Annotated in this window: 14 protein-coding genes and 2 pseudogenes; 10 read left to right on the forward strand and 6 right to left on the reverse strand. The window is 60.3% G+C overall.

Annotation, left to right across the window (positions count from 1 at the left end):
* Positions 1 to 48 precede the first annotated feature (48 nt).
* Positions 49 to 1,062: a heat-inducible transcriptional repressor HrcA gene (gene hrcA / locus sake_RS06815; protein WP_129359623.1), complete on the reverse strand. Its 1,014-nt coding sequence runs from the start codon at positions 1,060 to 1,062 to the stop codon at positions 49 to 51.
* Positions 1,063 to 1,270: 208 nt separating this feature from the next.
* Here hrcA and sake_RS06820 point away from each other — a divergent pair, with 208 nt between their 5' ends.
* Both sake_RS06820 and sake_RS06825 read left to right on the forward strand, forming a co-directional pair.
* Positions 1,271 to 2,137, forward strand: a complete 867-nt coding sequence (locus tag sake_RS06820) for a DUF3097 family protein (protein WP_178945671.1) — start codon at positions 1,271 to 1,273, stop codon at positions 2,135 to 2,137.
* Positions 2,138 to 2,286: 149 nt separating this feature from the next.
* Positions 2,287 to 2,706, forward strand: coding sequence for a DUF4870 domain-containing protein (locus sake_RS06825; RefSeq protein WP_238147601.1), 420 nt, complete (start codon positions 2,287 to 2,289; stop codon positions 2,704 to 2,706).
* A gap of 16 nt (positions 2,707 to 2,722) precedes the next feature.
* On the opposite strand, the gene hemW is transcribed toward sake_RS06825, so the two are convergent.
* Entirely contained in the window at positions 2,723 to 3,949 is a 1,227-nt protein-coding gene (gene hemW / locus sake_RS06830; RefSeq protein WP_129359621.1) for a radical SAM family heme chaperone HemW, read from the reverse strand.
* Positions 3,946 to 5,802: a translation elongation factor 4 gene (gene lepA / locus sake_RS06835; protein WP_129359620.1), complete on the reverse strand. Its 1,857-nt coding sequence runs from the start codon at positions 5,800 to 5,802 to the stop codon at positions 3,946 to 3,948. The genes hemW and lepA overlap by 4 nt, the downstream gene beginning before the upstream one ends.
* A gap of 33 nt (positions 5,803 to 5,835) precedes the next feature.
* Between lepA and sake_RS06840 the strand changes: the two genes are divergently transcribed.
* Positions 5,836 to 6,435: a type II toxin-antitoxin system PemK/MazF family toxin gene (locus tag sake_RS06840; protein WP_243155657.1), complete on the forward strand. Its 600-nt coding sequence runs from the start codon at positions 5,836 to 5,838 to the stop codon at positions 6,433 to 6,435.
* Between the two features lie 240 nt (positions 6,436 to 6,675).
* On the forward strand, positions 6,676 to 6,939 hold the full coding sequence (gene rpsT / locus sake_RS06845; RefSeq protein ID WP_129359619.1) for a 30S ribosomal protein S20: 264 nt from the start codon (positions 6,676 to 6,678) through the stop codon (positions 6,937 to 6,939).
* Positions 6,940 to 7,017: 78 nt separating this feature from the next.
* Here rpsT and holA read toward each other — a convergent pair whose 3' ends face one another.
* Together holA and sake_RS06855 are read right to left on the reverse strand one after the other, a co-directional pair.
* Complete coding sequence (gene holA, locus sake_RS06850; protein WP_178945673.1) at positions 7,018 to 8,022, reverse strand: DNA polymerase III subunit delta; 1,005 nt, start codon at positions 8,020 to 8,022, stop codon at positions 7,018 to 7,020.
* Between the two features lie 141 nt (positions 8,023 to 8,163).
* Positions 8,164 to 8,418, reverse strand: a pseudogene (locus tag sake_RS06855) (transposase); the annotation flags it as partial.
* Positions 8,419 to 8,477: 59 nt separating this feature from the next.
* Between sake_RS06855 and selD the strand changes: the two are divergent.
* From selD to sake_RS06875, 4 genes and pseudogenes are all read left to right on the forward strand, one after another.
* A pseudogene (gene selD, locus sake_RS06860) lies at positions 8,478 to 9,462 on the forward strand (selenide, water dikinase SelD).
* Between the two features lie 254 nt (positions 9,463 to 9,716).
* Positions 9,717 to 10,583 carry an oxaloacetate decarboxylase gene (locus tag sake_RS06865; protein WP_178945674.1) on the forward strand — a complete coding sequence of 289 codons (867 nt, stop codon included), beginning with the start codon at positions 9,717 to 9,719 and terminating at the stop codon, positions 10,581 to 10,583.
* Positions 10,580 to 11,893, forward strand: coding sequence for an amidohydrolase family protein (locus sake_RS06870; protein WP_178945675.1), 1,314 nt, complete (start codon positions 10,580 to 10,582; stop codon positions 11,891 to 11,893). The genes sake_RS06865 and sake_RS06870 overlap by 4 nt, the downstream gene beginning before the upstream one ends.
* A complete protein-coding gene (locus sake_RS06875) occupies positions 11,886 to 12,719 on the forward strand; it encodes an SDR family oxidoreductase (protein WP_178945676.1) in 834 nt (277 codons plus the stop codon). Before sake_RS06870 ends, sake_RS06875 begins: the two co-directional genes overlap by 8 nt.
* Positions 12,720 to 12,839: 120 nt before the next feature.
* Here the strand turns inward: sake_RS06875 and sake_RS06880 are convergent, their stop codons facing one another.
* Positions 12,840 to 13,802 carry a cyclase family protein gene (locus tag sake_RS06880; RefSeq protein ID WP_178945677.1) on the reverse strand — a complete coding sequence of 321 codons (963 nt, stop codon included), beginning with the start codon at positions 13,800 to 13,802 and terminating at the stop codon, positions 12,840 to 12,842.
* Between the two features lie 150 nt (positions 13,803 to 13,952).
* Here sake_RS06880 and sake_RS06885 point away from each other — a divergent pair, with 150 nt between their 5' ends.
* Entirely contained in the window at positions 13,953 to 14,849 is an 897-nt protein-coding gene (locus sake_RS06885; protein ID WP_178945678.1) for a LysR family transcriptional regulator, read from the forward strand.
* A gap of 118 nt (positions 14,850 to 14,967) precedes the next feature.
* The gene (locus tag sake_RS06890) at positions 14,968 to 15,789 is read left to right on the forward strand and encodes an HpcH/HpaI aldolase/citrate lyase family protein (RefSeq protein ID WP_178945679.1); all 822 of its coding nucleotides are present in this window, start codon (positions 14,968 to 14,970) and stop codon (positions 15,787 to 15,789) included.
* The last annotated feature ends 606 nt before the right edge of the window (positions 15,790 to 16,395 follow it).

Here is a 16,395-nt window from a genome sequence, read left to right on the forward strand (position 1 = left end):
GTCGGAAACCGCGTGGGTTCCAATTCGTCAACGGCTGTGCGCGCGGATTTATTCGTTCAAGATGCGGGAGAGGTACCGCGCGACGGCCCTCACCGCGGACATGGTCCCTGGATAATCCATTCGTGTCGGCCCGACGATGCCCACTTTCGAGGCGAGTTGCGGCCCGTACCCCGTCGCAATCACGGACGCATCCGATAACGGAGTGTCCGAATTCTCCCGCCCGATCCGGACGGAGACGCCCCTGGCGTCCTCGCCGATTTCGGAAAGCAAACGCAACATGACGACTTGCTCTTCCAATACGTCGAGGATGGGCGCGATGCTGCGGTTGAAGTCGTCCGTGGACTCCGCGAGATAAGAAGTACCCGCCATGAGCAGGCGTTCTTCCTGTTCGCCTCGACCCAGGATAGTCACCATTCCGGCGAGAATCCTGGCCGAATCACGATGCGCTGGCTCACATCCGGCGACCGCGGTCACCAGCGAAGCCTCCAAATCCCCCACAGGACGATCCAGGATCGCGTCCAGGAAACCGCGACGAATCCCCGTCAACGTCTCTTCTGAGAGTTCCTTAGGGATCTCGACGACGCGCTGGCCGACTCCCCCGCGAGTCGTGATCATGACAACCAGAACGAATCGCGGAGCCATGGTCACCAATTCAAGGTGCCGGACTTTCGCCCCGGTCCGCGTGGGGTACTGAACAAGTGCGACTTGCCGAGTCAATTGGGACAGTAGACGGACAGTCTTTTCCATCATCTGATCGACATCGTCCGACGAGTCCAGGAAACTCGTGATCGCCCGACGTTCCGCAACGGACAGCGGCTTGATCGATGCGATCTGATCCACGAATGCGCGGTAACCCTTGTCCGTGGGTATCCGGCCGGCGCTCGCGTGAGGGGCCATGATCATTCCGGCGTCTTCCAGGGCGGCCATGTCATTACGGACAGTTGCGCTGGAGACACCGAGTTTGTGCCGGTCGACCAAGGCTTTTGAACCGACGGGCTCGCGCGAGTGCACGTAGTCCTCGACGATCGCGCTCAGGACATCGAGCCGGCGTGGCTTGTTCACGGTCTCGCCCTCCTCGCAAAATCCTGACTGTAGATGCTTCGTGGCGGGAGCCCATTGGCACTCCCCCGGTCCGACTGCTAAGTCTACGCCGCATGCCCGCTGTCGAAAAACGCGCCGCCGGATGCTCAGCTCTCGGCGGAGAGGCTATATTGGCGACGGGCCGCGCGCCCGCTCTTGGAAATTTTTGGACCACAGGACAGGAAGTTGCATGGATCGCTACGGATGGGGCCCCCAGGAACTGGGCAGCGCCGGATTGAGCAACCAGCCGCCTGAGCCCCGGGACCTTGAAGTCCGAAAGGACATGGTCATCGAGGAGGTCCAATCCGGCTGGGTAGGCGCGGCGGTGAGCTTGCAGTCGATCGGCGGCCAACGCGTGGTCGGGCTCGAAGACCGCCACGGAGCTGTCCGGGCTTTTCCTCTGGGGCATGGATTCTTGTACGAAGGCGAGCCCGTGCGCCTCGTGCCTCCCCGTGCGCGAACGCCATCGAAGCCGCAACGCACGCGTTCGGGTTCGCTCGCAGTCCCGGGAGCCAAGGCAAGAAAAGCGCGGGCATCGCGAATGCTGGTCGAAGGTCTGCACGACGCAGAGTTGATCGAGAAGGTATGGGGAGATGACCTGCGCATCGAGGGTATCGTTGTCGAGCCCATGCACGGCCTAGACCATGTCTCCGAAATCATTCGAGAATTCGAGCCCGGTCCCGAGCGGAGGTTGGGAATCCTCGCGGACCATTTGGTTACGGGCAGCAAAGAATCAAGACTTGCCGAGCAGGCCATGAAGGTGCCGGGTGCCCGAGGCAACGTATTGTTTGTCGGTCATCCGTATGTGGACGTATGGGAGTCCGTGAAACCGAAAGCCGTGGGGCTCCGCGAATGGCCGCAGGTTCCTCGCGGGGAAGACTGGAAAACCGGGATTCTCCAGAGAATCGGTTGGCCTCACGAAACGCCTGCACAGCGTGCGGCGGCGTGGAAGAAGATCCTTGCCAGCGTCACCACCTACGCGGACTTGGACCCGGGAATTCTGGGCCCGGTTGAACACATCATCGATTTTCTGACGGCGAAGCCCGGGGCCCCGTAATCGACTGCCCCAGCCCCAGAGCCTTGGCACCGAACCGCAATCCGTGGCAATGTGGCGGTAAGTACGTACCCGTTTGGCTCAACTAATCGGTAATATTTGGAATCGCGTCCTTGACGCTTTCATGTCTGCCCGAAAGAAAAGGCGAGGTTTTGACGACCACTTCCACCGATAAGAAACCCCCGTTCGAAGGTGTGTCCGCGACTCCGGAGCCTCTCAGCGTCAAAGACGATCGCTCGATGGCCACGATGGCCCACTTCGGCGGTGTCGTAGGATGCGTTCCGGCCGCTATCATCTACGCAACCTTGCGGGCACGTGGCCGCTTCACCGCTCAAGAGGCTCGCGAGGCCTTGAATTTCACATTGCTGCCGTCGGTGGTTGTCGTGGTGAGCGTCGCGCTCTCGGTCGTTCCCGGGATCGGCTGGATATTTGGGCTGATCGCGGCGGCTGTATGGGTTTATCTGGCGGTTTCCTCGCTCATTGCGGGCATCAAGGTAAACCGGGGCAATCCGTACCAGTATCACTACAACACGCGCGCCTTCGACTGGTTCTCCCGCCGCCGGCGGCGCTGAACGCCATCGACTATTTTCAGGCCGTCAGATCACGCACGACCGCGTCGCCCAGCAGACGTCCTTGGAGCGTCAGAAGTACGGTGCCGTCGTCGAGGGCTGCCTGGTCGATGAGTCCTTGATCTGCCAGCCACGACGTTCTTTCACGACCGTCTGGCCTCAAACTCGACAACGGCAATCCGTCGCGGATTCTCGCCGCCAACATCACGTTTTCCATATAGCGAGTGTCGTCGTCGAGGATCTCCCGAGCCGCCGCCGGTGAATCTTGGGCTCGTACTCGTTGCGCGTAAGGCAGTGGGTGTTTCACATTCCACCAGCGCGTCCCGTTGACGTGGGAATGCGCTCCCGGGCCGATCCCCCACCAGTCCTGATTGTGCCAATAGGCCAGGTTGTGACTGGAGCGTGTTTCGACGGTTCGAGACCAATTCGACACTTCGTACCACCCGTATCCGGCTTCTTCGAATAGGCGGCTGGCCAAGAGATACATATCGGCTTGTTGGTCATCGTCGACTGCCGTGTAAACGCCCCGGGCGATCTGTGCCGCCAACTTGGTGCCAGGCTCAACGATCAGGGAGTACGCGGAAATGTGGTCCGGTTCGTAGCTGATCGCGGATTTGACGGAAGTCTGCCATTCCTCGAGCGTCTCTCCGGGGGCGCCCGAGATCAGATCCACGGATACTTCCAAGCCTATTTCACGGGCCCAGCGAACTACCTTGGGCACGTTGGACGGCTCATGGGTTCGGTCCAGGACCTCGAGAACACGAGGAACCGCCGACTGCATCCCGAAGGAAACTCGCGTGAAACCCGCTTGCTTGAGGGCAACGAGGTCTTCCCGCTCGACCGAATCCGGATTCGCTTCCGTAGTGACTTCGGCTCCAGGTACCAAACCGAACGTCTCGACGGCAGTTCGGAGGATCTCAACCAGATCGTCAGTCGGAATACGCGTTGGGGTGCCCCCGCCGAAAAATACGGAGTGAAGAGGGCGCTTCTTCACACCCGAGGCCTGCAGAACTTCGCGAGCAAAATGCAGCTCGCGCAGAGCGTCTTTCGCATATGTCAGGCGGCCCACGCCTTCGCCGAAGTCTTCTTTGGCATAGGTATTGAAATCGCAGTATCCACAGCGGACGGAACAATACGGCACATGGACGTAGAGGCTCAACGTTCGTCCTTCGGCTTGCCGCAGGACGGACGGCGGCAGGAGGCCGTCGCGAGGGGCCGGATCGCCAGTTGGCTGAGCAGGACTCACTTTTTCGGTTTGTCCTTGGCCTCATCGGAGGAGCTAAGGGCTGCGACGAAGGCTTCTTGGGGCACTTCCACGCGACCGATCGTCTTCATGCGTTTCTTGCCTTCCTTCTGCTTTTCCAGCAATTTCCGTTTGCGGGAAATGTCACCGCCGTAGCACTTGGACAAAACGTCCTTGCGGATGGCCCGGATGTTTTCTCGGGCGATGATGCGCGACCCGATGGCCGCCTGAATCGGAACCTCGAACTGTTGCCTGGGAATGAGTTCCTTGAGCTTTGAGGCCATGGAGACGCCGTAGGAATAGGCCTTGTCCCGGTGAGTAATCGCCGAAAATGCGTCAACACGCTCGCCTTGGAGAAGAATGTCCACCTTCACCAGATCCGATTCCTGCTGACCGTCCAACTTCCAGTCCAGGGAAGCGTAGCCACGGGTCCGAGACTTGAGGTGGTCAAAGAAGTCGAACACAATTTCGGCGAGGGGCAATCGGTAGCGCAGTTCCACACGTTCCTGTGACAGATAGTCCATTCCGCCGATCTGTCCGCGCCTGGATTGACACAATTCCATGATGGCGCCGACGAACTCGCTCGGGGAAATGATCGTGATCGCGACCATGGGCTCCGCGATGGTCTCCAGCTTCCCTTCGGGGAATTCGCTGGGGCTCGTGACACGCAGGTAGGAACCGTCTTCCGCGACGACATCGTAGATGACGTTGGGTGCCGTGGAGATCAGGTCCAGGTTGAACTCTCGTTCCAAGCGTTCCCGAATGATCTCCAGGTGGAGGAGCCCTAGGAACCCGCAGCGGAAGCCGAATCCCAGGGCGGCCGAGGTCTCCGGCTCGTAAACGAGGGCGGCGTCGTTGAGTTTGAGCTTGTCCAGCGCGTCACGGAGTACCGGGTAATCCGATCCGTCGATGGGAAACAGCCCCGAAAAGACCATCGGTTTGGGGTCTTCGTACCCTCCGAGCGATTCTTGTGCGGGTTTCCGGCCGTCCGTGACGGTATCTCCGACGCGCGACTGGCGAACGTCCTTGACGCCCGTGATGAGGTAACCGACCTCTCCGACGCCGAGGCCTTCGGTCGGCTTCGGTTCGGGCGAAATCACGCCAATTTCCAAGAGTTCGTGTTCGGCGCCCGTCGACATCATCGCAATGCGTTGGCGCGGTGCAAGCTTGCCATCGACAACGCGTACGTAGGTGACAACTCCCCTGTATGAGTCGTACACGGAGTCGAAGATCATGGCACGTGCCGGAGCGTCAGGATCACCCTGAGGAGCCGGGATCTCACGGACGATTCTGTCCAGAAGCTCCTCTACGCCTTCTCCGGTTTTGCCCGAGACCCTCAGGACGTCCTCGGGCTGGCCGCCGATGAGGTTCGCGATTTCCTCGGCGTATTTGTCAGGTTGCGCTGCGGGCAAGTCGATTTTGTTCAGGACCGGAATGATCACGAGATCGTTCTCCATGGCCAGGTACAGGTTGGCCAATGTTTGGGCCTCGATCCCCTGGGCCGCGTCCACCAGCAGCAATGCGCCTTCGCATGCTGCCAGGGAGCGAGAAACCTCGTAGGTGAAGTCGACGTGTCCGGGCGTATCGATCATATTGAGCGCGTAGGAGGACCCGTCCAGTTCCCAGGGCATTCGGACGGCCTGGGACTTGATGGTAATTCCGCGTTCACGCTCGATGTCCATTCTGTCCAGGTACTGGGCCTTCATCTGACGAGGCGTGACGACCCCCGTCGCCTGGAGCATACGGTCAGCGAGAGTCGACTTGCCGTGGTCGATGTGGGCGATGATGCAAAAGTTCCGAAGAATGCTCGGATCGGTTGCGGCGGGCCGTGGGGCCTGACTCGCCTGAGGTGCCACGGAAGACTTCCTTTCCTGGGTGTACGCACACGTGTGCCGGTCAATGACCAAGTTTCCCACGTTTTCGCGTGGGGCGCGAAGTTCTCCCCTAAGCTGGTGGACATGAATGTCGATGGGTACACGATCAACCGCATTTTCCGGCTGACAAGGCGTGTCTTTCGCCAGGTTCGAAAAGCGCAGAATACTTCAAGCAGACCACAACCGGGCCGCTCCGCGGGGAACCGCGCGCCGCGCAATGCATCGGGTTACAAGGGAGACTATCGCGGTCGGTTAAAAGCTGACTACGCGCCGAATCCGAATGGTCGGCCAGATCCCGGGGAAATAGTTTGGACTTGGGTTCCGTTCGAAGAAGACTATTCAAAAGGCAAAGACCGTCCGGTCCTTCTGGTAGGCCGCGATGGCGAGGAGCTCTTGGGCTTGATGCTGACCAGCAAAGACCACAACAACGCTCATGAGCACGATGACAGATACGTGGACATCGGTTCCGGACCGTGGGATTCACAGTCACGCCCGTCGGAGATCAAGATCGACCGCATCATTAAGGTGGATCCGAACAACGTGCGACGGGAGGGTGCTTCGCTGGACCGTCAGACGTTTGAGCTGGTGGTCTCCGCGGTGAATTCCCGCCGATAAAACGCTTTCCGGGTTTCCCCATGTACATCGTCCTCGCCTGGAACGGAAGCCAATGCGTGGCCTAGCTCATTACGTGTCCGCCCTGGCCCGAGTCATTCAGCTCTGATAAACTCAACAGTTGTGTGTCCGATGGTCATCGGGCACTGCGGGCCGGATTGCCATAGGTATCCCCACGCCGCTCAGTCAAGATCCGGCTCGTTTGCCCTCACTGACCTATTAGACAAAACAGAAAGTTTTTACGTGGCTAACATCAAGTCTCAGAAGAAGCGCATCCTGACTAACGAGAAGGCGCGCCTACGCAACAACGCTTACAAGTCGGAGTTGCGTACCGCCGTCCGCAAGGTCAATGCTGCTGTTGAAGCCGGCAACAAGGAAGAGGCTCAAGAAGCTCTTCGCTTCGTCGGCAAGAAGTTCGACAAGGCTGTTAGCAAGGGAGTTCTTCACAAGAACAACGCTGCTAACAAGAAGTCGAGTCTCAGCAAGCGTGTCAACGCTCTGTCTTAGTCTGCAGCTAGAGAAGTGAGTCGAAAGGCCCCTCCCCATTCGGAGGGGCCTTTCGTTTTGTCTGACCTGGTGTTTGGCCTACCTGGAGCCCGCGGTGGACAGCGTCAGGACCGCCCGTTCCAAGGCATAAACCGGGTCTTGGGCCTCACCCTTGACCTGGGCATCCGCCGCGGCGAGGCTCCGGATGACTTGGCTCAGTGCTTCCGAGCTGAATCGCCGTGAGTCGCGTTGTGCTTGCTCGATCTGCCATGGAGCCAATCCCAACGATTTGGCCAGGGCATTCGGGTTTTCCCTCCGGCCGTGGACCTGCGCTATGTGGCGGACACGAGCGGCAATGGCTCCAACCAATGGGACCGGATCGACGCCCGAATCCAGCGCCTGTCTCAAGGTCCGAAGGGCGAAACCACTGTTACCGCTGACCGCGGCGTCCGCAACCTTAAAAGCAGTCACCTCCACTCTTCCGCCGTAGTACTTCTCCACGACTTGATCCGTGACCGTAGGAGGCCCGTCCGCGACCAACTGGTGGCAGGCCGCGGCGAGCTCGGAGACATCGCTGCCAGCCGCGGCAATCAGCATACGGGCGGCATCGGGCTCGATGCGACGCTGATCGGCCCGGAAAGTCTGATAAACGAAATCTGTCTTGTCCCGGTCCGTTTTGAGGGGTTTGCACTCGACCATGGGGGCTCGAGACTTCTTCACAGCGTCGATCAGTCTCTTCCCTCGGTTGCCTCCCCCATGGTGGAGAATCACGACTGACTCCGGGTCGGGAGACTCGACGTACGGGATGGCCTCGGCGAGGAACTCGTCGTTCATCTTCTCGAGTTCGCTGACCACGACGACACGGGCGTCTCCGAAGAGCGAAGGACTCGTGGCCATAGCCAGAGAACCGGTCGTGTAGTCCTTCCCGGAAAGCTCGTGGACCTCAACCTCGCCGCGGCCTTCGCGTACCGCCATCACCAGACGCCGCCTGGCCTGGGACGCGAAGTACTCTTCGGGCCCATAGAGCAGGACGACGGGCGCGGGCTCAACATCACGCCAAGTGGGGCCACCCGAGGGTTCACGGGCTGATCTACGTGGGGGCACAGGGTTTCTCCATGAGGCGAACGATGGTGCAATGCGGTCGGTGAAAAGTCACGAGGTTGATTCACAAGCACGCGCGAACCTCCCCCAGATCATCCTCCATACTAGGTCATGTCTCCTTTATTGACGTGGCCAAGTCAGGACCGCGCTGAGGCCGACTGCCGCACGATAGGTGACCGCGAGTTTGTCATAGCGTGTTGCCAACTGCCACGGACCGAAGTGTTCCCTGGGCAGATCGCGCCAGGCAACGCCGGCGCGGTAGCGATAGATCATTCCTTCGACGATCCGGCGATTGTTTTCGAATGGTCGAGCTCTCCTACCGGTATTGGAAGGTAGGAGTGGTTCGATTCGCTCCCACAGCTGATCAGTGAATACTTGATGTCGTTGCTGTGTAGTCACTCATACAGCGTCCCAGTGGTGAACTCGTCATTAAAGGAGACACGCCCTAGTCTCGCGGTATGACTGCCATCGATGATCCTCTGACCTCATTCGCCCACGGCGGAGGGTGGGCCTGCAAGATCCCGCCGGGCGAACTCGAGGAAGCCGTCAAGGGACTCACCGGCCAGGCCGGAGCGGATGTTCTCGTAGGCCTCGACGACGGTGACGACGCCTCTGCCGTCCGCGTCCGCGAAGACCTGGCCGTGCTCTCGACTGCGGACTTCTCCCCCGGTTGTCGACGAGGCCTACGACTGGGGTCGGATCACGGCAGCGAACGCGATCTCGGACATCTACGCCATGGGTGGGACGCCGATCACGTCGATCAACCCGGTCGGCTGGCCGCGTGAGAAACTGCCGATGGAGCTGCTCACCGAGGTGCTGCGCGGCGGACTCGATGTCGCAGCCCTCGCGAACTGTCCCGTCGCCGGCGGGCATTCGATCGACGATCCGGAGCCCAAGTACGGGATGGCCGTGACCGGCATCGCCCATCCAGATGAGCTCATGCGCAATGACGCCGCCGAGGTGGGTCTGCCCTTGACGTTGACCAAACCCATCGGCGTGGGGATCCTCAACAACCGCCACAAGCAGACCGGGGAATACTTCGACGAAGCTGTGGCAACGATGACCGAACTCAACCGCGATGCGGCACAGGCAGCCGTGGCCGCTGGCGTGCGTGCGGTCACCGATGTCACCGGCTTCGGGCTGCTCGGGCATCTGTTCAAGATGTTCCGTGCCTCCGGAGTTGGTGCGGTCATCGATGGGACTGCGGTGCCCCGCCTCGGCGGAGTCGATGAGTCGATCGCTGCCGGCTACGTCTCCGGCGGAACCCGTCGCAATCTCGACTGGGTGCGCCCCAGTCTCACCGCCGAGGACTTAGTCAGCGAAGACGACTTGTTCCTGCTCGCCGATGCCCAGACCCCGGGCGGACTTCTCGTCGTCGGCGAGCTGCCCGGTCACCCGGTCATCGGGGAGATCGTCGTCGGCTCGGGTGTGCACGTGCGGTGACGCCGACATCGACTTCACAACGTTCATCTCGAACAAGAGCAAGCACATCACAGAGCGTATGGTCGCGAGTCGGATTCCCGAGTTCAACCGGAAAAGCGTCGGTGACCCCGGCCCAGCGTTGGGGACGAATCGACAGCCGCGGGATACTGCCGGATTGCGACCCGCAGCGCAATGCAGCACTCCCAAAACGGTCGTGGACTATTGACTGTTCCGGCTTTAGGGTCGAGACATCCTCTTAGGAAGCGAGCCATTGAATGTTGAATTCACTGCGAGATCTCATCGCATCCGGTACGCCGCTCATCGCTCCGTCCATCTATGACGGGATTTCCGCAGCGGCGCTCCGCGATGCCGGCTTCTCTGCCGCATACATCGGAAGTTATGCGACGGGAGCGACGAAATACGCCGTTCCCGATATCGGTTACATCGGAGTCGAAGACATGGCAGACCAAGTACGACGGTTGTCGCCCATCGCAGACGTTCCCCTGATCGTCGACGGGGAGGGCGGTTGGGGCAACCCGCTGCACGTCGCACGTTCCATCAAACTCCTGGAGCAAGCCGGGGCCGCCGCCATTCACATCGAAGACCATGATTTCGGCAAGCACATCGTCGAGAGCCCGCGGATCATTCCGACGGAGCAGGCGGTGGACAAGATCAAAGCGGCTGTGGACGCTCGAGATTCAGAGGACCTGATGATCATCGCGAGAACAGACGCCGCCGGCACCGAAGGCCCGCAAGCAGCATTCGACCGCCTGATGGCGTACCAGGAAGCTGGGGCAGACGGCCTGTTCTATGCGGGAGTCCCCGATTCCGCGATCCAACTTCGCCTCAAGGACGAGAGTCGGGTACCGATCTTCGGCGTCGACTTCCCGGGACAGAGCGCCGCCGAACTTGGGAAACTGACGGATGTGATCCTCTACTACGGCCTCACACACCTCGTCGTGCGCAATGCGCTCAGCCGCGCCTTTTCCGTCCTCTCGGCGGAAGGTTCCGCCGTCAGTCTCGAAGAAGAACTCGGCGGCATTCCCGGAATCATCGGATTCGATGACTTTCTCGGAGTCCCCCAGGCTCGCGAAAAGGCCGAACAGTTCGGGCTCATCGATGAAAAGGACACGAACGAATGACGAACTCCGATACGACCCTGTTTCACGGAGCGCGACTGATCGTCGGCGATGGCTCCGATGCCATCGATGATGCTGGATTGCTCGTCACGAACGGCATCATCGTCGCATCTGGTCGGATCGCTGACATCTCGGCTCCGACAAGCGCGCGCCGCGTCGACCTCACCGGCAGGACAATCATGCCGACGATCATCAATCCGCACATCCACGCCGGATATCTCAAGGGCGCTGCGACAGATGCGGATAACTTCACACGCGAAAATGTGCTCGATCACCTTCGCCGATTCATCTACTACGGCGTAAGCGTCGTGCAATCGCTGGGAACGGATCGTGACGGCGTGGAGATCGCGATCCGCGATGAACAGCGATCGGGCAGGCTCCACGATCCCGAGTTGGCTCTGCTGCTTTCTGCATCGAACGGTATCGCGGCCCCCACCCCCGGTGATGGCAACGGGGGCGCTTTCTTCGCCCCCGATGCGATTCTCGAGGCAGACACCCCTGACCAAGGGCGACAACGCGTACACGAGGTGCTCGCAGATAACCCGGACGCAATCAAGTTCTGGGTCGATGACCGAAACGGCACCAAGAACAAGTTCGGCCCGGATGTCTATGGAGCGATCATCGATGAAGCGCACACAGTCGGCAAGAGGGCAATCGCTCACATCTACGAACTCGACGACGCCAAGGGCGTCATCCGGGCCGGTGCCGATGGCACAGCGCACATGGTTCGCGCTCCCGGCCCGGACGACGAGCTGCTCACTCTTATGCGAGACAACGATGCGTTTGTCTTCACCTCGATGAGCATCCAGAAGATGCTGGTTGACGGCAGCGGATGGCTTGACGATCCGTCCCTGGCCGAGACTGTCGACGAGGCGTCGCGACAGACCATCCGAGCGATGATCGAGAGCGCCGACCCGGAAGTGGTCACATCCATGAAAGATGGCTACCGGATTCTCGAGACCGGCCTGCGCAGATACTCAGATGCCGGGGTGACCGTGCTTCTGTCCGGTGACACCGGCGTCTTAGCGCAATTTCCGGGATTCACAGAGCACCGAGAGCTTGAGGCGATGGTGCATGCCGGGATGCCCGCGGCCGCAGCCATCCAGTCAGCAACGCTGCTTCCCGCACAGATGCTTGGTCTCACCGATCGAGGTTCACTTGACGTCGGCAATCGGGCCGATTTCCTCGTGCTCAACGCAGACCCGCTCAAAGATATTTCGAACACTCGCAATATCGCAGCCGTCTACATCGACGGTTCACGCGTCGATCGCGACAATCTCAGACACACAATCGCAAAGAGAGATCATGCCTAAACCAGTACTTGTCATCATCGGGTCGGGCGGAATGGGCGCTGCGATCGCGCGTCGGGTCGGAGCCGGTCGCACACTCGTGCTCGCTGACTTCGATGAAACACGTCTCGAGGCTTTCGCCGCGTCGATGCGAGACGACGGGTATGCCGCCGTCGAACAGAAGGTCGACGTCAGCGATCGAGCGTCAGTCGCTGCGCTTGCCGATACCGCTGCAAGCCTGGGCCCGGTCATCGCAGTCGCACATACCGCTGGTGTGTCTCCGCAGCAGGCCCCGGTCACAGCCATCCTGCACGTGGATCTGCTGGGCACTGCGATCGTACTCGAGGAATTCCAACATGTCATTGCAGAAGGGGGTGCCGGCGTTGTGATCTCCAGCATGGGAGGACACATGGGAAGTAGTCCTCAAGACCTCGAGCAGGCCTTGGCGACTACGCCGACGGATGAGCTGCTTGAGCTTCCCTTCCTCTCTGCCGAGAATCTCACTGATGCCGGAGCGGCATATTCGCTCGCCAAACGAGCGAACCGGCTGCGCGTCACGGCCGCCGCACCATCGTGGGGCGATCGAGGGGCACGGATCAATTCGATCAGCCCCGGGATCATCTCCACACCGATGGGTCAGTTGGAGCTTTCGGGAGCCGACGGGGGCGGGATGCGTGCCATGCTCGACGCTTCTGCAACCAAACGCCTCGGCACACCAGAGGACATCGCGAACGCGGCGGACTTCCTCCTCGATCCGCGTTCCAGCTTCATCACCGGTACCGACCTTCTCGTCGACGGTGGTGTCATCGCCGCACTGAGGTCCGGTCGACTCTCCATTCCTGGAGTGTAGGCGGAAGGCTCTTCGTGAAACTGAACTGCTCCCCAGCAGTTGGTCGGATCAAACAGACACCAACTTACGGGGAGCAGTTCTACGCGTTCTCCATCGCTTCCGCAGCCACCGACGTTTCGGTCAGAACAGTGCCACGGGGTTAGTTGCGCTCGATGTGACTCCGACCATGCGCCAAGGCAGCATGGCGAAGAAGAATTCCGAACGGCCCAGATCGGCGCATTTGGCTGCGAGTTCGGTGAGTTCCATATTGTCGATGAGCCACAGTCCGAGCGCAACGAGACCGATTTCGTGTATCGGGCGGATAAGGTCCAGGGTGTCGAAGCCCGAAGGTTGCACGTCCTGAATCCCATCGCTTCCGATAGCCGCGATGTCACGTTCACGCAGGTAGGGCAGACATGCTGCGCTCAGACCGGCTTGGAGCTGCAAATAGGGGTTGTCTGGCCCGAAGGCGGGGCCTTCGGCCAACACCCGAGCAACGTGGCCTGTGTGCACGATGAGCACGTCTCCCGAACCGACGGTGACGCCCTGACGTTCTTCGGCGGCAAGGAGCTCCTCCGGGGTGACGGCGTGTCCGGCCTCCAGCCACGGCACTTTGTGGAGTCCTGCGATGTCAAGGAGCACGCCACGAGCGACGATGCCGTCGCTGGCATGATGGACTGAGAGCTTTCCGGCTCCCCCGATCGAGGTGGTGTTCGCTGCGACGTCGAACCCGTTGTAGTTCTTCCCGTCCCAGGAATAGTGAGCCAAACCGTCCAGGTGGGTGTTTGAGCCGTGAGCGGCGATGCCGACGTATTCCGTCACGCCGTCGAAGCGAACGCTGTCGCCCAGATGGTGGCTCGCTTCGCCGATCTGCATGAACCGCTGCGTCGATGTCAGTCCCGTCTTCAGCGGGTCAGGGTCAGCCGCATCGATATTGCGTGAGAGTGAAATGATCTCGCCGGATTCGATCAGCGAAGCTGCCCGTCTGCGGGTCTCCGGAGTAATCAGGTTGAGGGTTCCCAGACGGTCATCGTCTCCCCACCGTCCCCAGTTGGAGAGAGTGTCGAAGTAACCGATCGCCTCATCGGCGGTAGGTAGTGTCATCAGATCTGTTCCTTTCCCATCAGCGTTGACCGAAACGGGATCTCGTCGGAAGCGCAGTCATCATCGGGTTTCGAGTCTACGAGTCGCGATCAACAGCAGTCCATGACCGAGTTGGGTACCGATGGTTGCAAGCCAGGACATAATAGAGGTATGGAGCTTCGACATCTGCATCATTTTCTGGCCGTTGCTGACGAGCTGAATTTCTCCAGAGCAGCGGCGCGGGTCAATATCTCCGCCTCCCCGTTGAGCAGGAGCATTCAGCAACTGGAGCGCGAGGTAGGAGGTCCGCTCTTCATCCGGGGAACTCGTAAGGTTGAAATCACACCTCTCGGACGCGCGTTGCAGCCCCGAGCGCTCAAGGTTGTCGAGGAAATGGACGCGCTGACTCGCGACATGAGACGACAGGCGGTTGACCTGGTGGAACTGTCCATCGGGATGACATCGGTGAGAGCAGAATTGGCGAGAGCGATCATCGACGACGTCGTCCTGCAGACTGAGCCCAACGCGGCCGTTCGCCTGGAGCTGTTTGACTCGTTCGCGCAGATGGACCTGATTGTCGATGGCAGCCTCTCGCTAGGCTTGGTGAATCGGCGTCGAAGCGATCACCGGCTTCACTACTTACCCATCATGATCGAGACTCCGGCATTCGCCTTACCAGACACACCACACAACTCAGCCCTGACCGAAGTACTGCCCGAGGACATTGTGGGTCTGCGACTGCTTCTCCAGCCCGGGTTCGGCCCAATAGAATCACCGCTGGTCCCCTATGTGGAAGCAGCGGGCGAGGTTGTTCAGGTCAACGCCGCAGTCGTCGGGGGGCTGGCAGCCGTGATCGCCGAAGGCGACGCGTGTTGTCTCACTATCGCGAACGAGGACGCTCCCTGGCACAGACATGTCATTGGTGACGGCGTCGTCATCCGACCGATGCCACCCGAGTTACAGGCCACCACCTACCTTTGCTGGAGAGCCGACCGCGATAATGACGATGATCTGGGTGCAATACTCCGTCTCTTACATGAGCGCTTTCCGCAACCACTTCAACCGTGACGAAGCGAGGCGTATTCGGACCTGAAATGCAACAACAAGAGTCCCGAATAGTCGTGGACTCTCCACCCGGGAGTTCGTAGCGTGAATGACCTACCGTCAAACACGAAAGGGATCTGCCATGAGAATTGCGCCCCGAAACATCCGCACAAAGCTCGAAGCCGGCCAGCGAGCCTTCGGCTCCACGATTCAGTTCCCTTACCCCGAGATCGTCGAGGTCGTGGGTTATACCGGCTTCGACTATGCCTGGCTCGATGCAGAGCACGGCACGATGGACCTGTCACAGATCGCGGAGCTCATCCGTGCCGCCGATGCATCCAGAGTCGACAGCATCGTTCGAGTTCCAGACCACGACACTGCATTCATCGGCCGAGTCCTCGATGCCGGAGCCACCGGCATCATGGTCCCCCACGTCGACTCGGTTGCCGTGGCCGAGTCCATCGTCGGGGCGACAAAGTTCTCACCCCTCGGCACCCGCGGAGCGTGCCCATCAGTACGTTGGCTCGGGCACCTCACTGAAGACTGGAGCACTGACTATCGACGCGCCGATGAGGATACCCTCGTATTCGGTCTGATCGAGGACATCAAAGGCGTCGAAGACGTCGAAGCGATCGCGCAGGTCCCCGGTCTGGACGGGCTGGTCTTCGGGCCATTCGACCTCGCCATGGCGTTGGGTCGAGAGGGAGAGATCGACCACCCCGACGTCATCGCCATGCACGACAGAGTCGTCAACGCCACCAAATCTGCCGGCATCCACTACGTAGCGGCAGCGGCTGCCTGGGAACCCGGCGGCAATCAAGGCGTCATCGACTCGAACGCCCGCGTCGTGAACGTGACCGGTGACCGCGGACTACTGGTCATGGCCCACCGCCACTCCCTTGCCGATATACAGAAAGACCTCGCCGAAAACGGTCCGGCTCCGGACTATGTCCCTGCCATCTGAAAAGCAACACCTCGCAAAGATGCGGCCGGAAGAAGTGAATTTGGGCGAAGCTCTTCTCACTGCGTTTGAGAGGGCCGCTGCGCGGGTGACCTGAGTCGGGCATCTCCGAGCGCCCCGCTATCTCTCTGTTCTTCCAGCCGCTGCTCGCGGCACTCAGCGTGTTTGGCTGCATCTGCGAATCGGCCCACTTCCATTTCGTGATTGAACCGACTCACTGCTCATTGCCGAGAGTGCGGTGAGGATGATCATCATCGCGCTTCTGGCCTTTGTACACGGCTGAACGCGGTGTTGACCCGGCGCGAATTCTCTTATCTGCCGGTGACTACTGCGCAATATGGACCCCGTGCGATACAGGGGAGCTATCGCAGCTGCCGACCCCCACGTGAGCAATCAAATCTACGAATCCCCACTCCGATCGAGGCGCACGCGCCAGTCGTCGTTTGCTCATAGCTGCCAGGCAGCCGATGGCACTCGAACGCATAGCCAATCAACGCACTCATCGTTTTGTCCCGTGGCGACGATTCCGACATCGACAGCATGGGGCAGAGACCACCCGTCCAGCTGGACACATCAATGCTCTCGACAACGAGCACAAAGACAATCAAG

The sequence above is a fragment of the Kocuria sp. TGY1127_2 genome (genome assembly GCF_013394385.1).
In the GTDB taxonomy this organism is placed as follows: domain Bacteria; phylum Actinomycetota; class Actinomycetes; order Actinomycetales; family Micrococcaceae; genus Rothia.

Bases quoted from the DNA above. Each gene is read 5' to 3' on its own strand.
- sake_RS06820 (WP_178945671.1), top strand. From the start codon at position 1,271: ATGGATCGCTACGGATGGGGCCCCCAGGAACTGGGCAGCGCCGGATTG.
- sake_RS06865 (WP_178945674.1), top strand. From the start codon at position 9,717: ATGTTGAATTCACTGCGAGATCTCATCGCATCCGGTACGCCGCTCATC.
- sake_RS06870 (WP_178945675.1), top strand. From the start codon at position 10,580: ATGACGAACTCCGATACGACCCTGTTTCACGGAGCGCGACTGATCGTC.
- sake_RS06875 (WP_178945676.1), top strand. From the start codon at position 11,886: ATGCCTAAACCAGTACTTGTCATCATCGGGTCGGGCGGAATGGGCGCT.
- sake_RS06880 (WP_178945677.1), bottom strand. From the start codon at position 13,802: ATGACACTACCTACCGCCGATGAGGCGATCGGTTACTTCGACACTCTC.
- sake_RS06885 (WP_178945678.1), top strand. From the start codon at position 13,953: ATGGAGCTTCGACATCTGCATCATTTTCTGGCCGTTGCTGACGAGCTG.
- sake_RS06890 (WP_178945679.1), top strand. From the start codon at position 14,968: ATGAGAATTGCGCCCCGAAACATCCGCACAAAGCTCGAAGCCGGCCAG.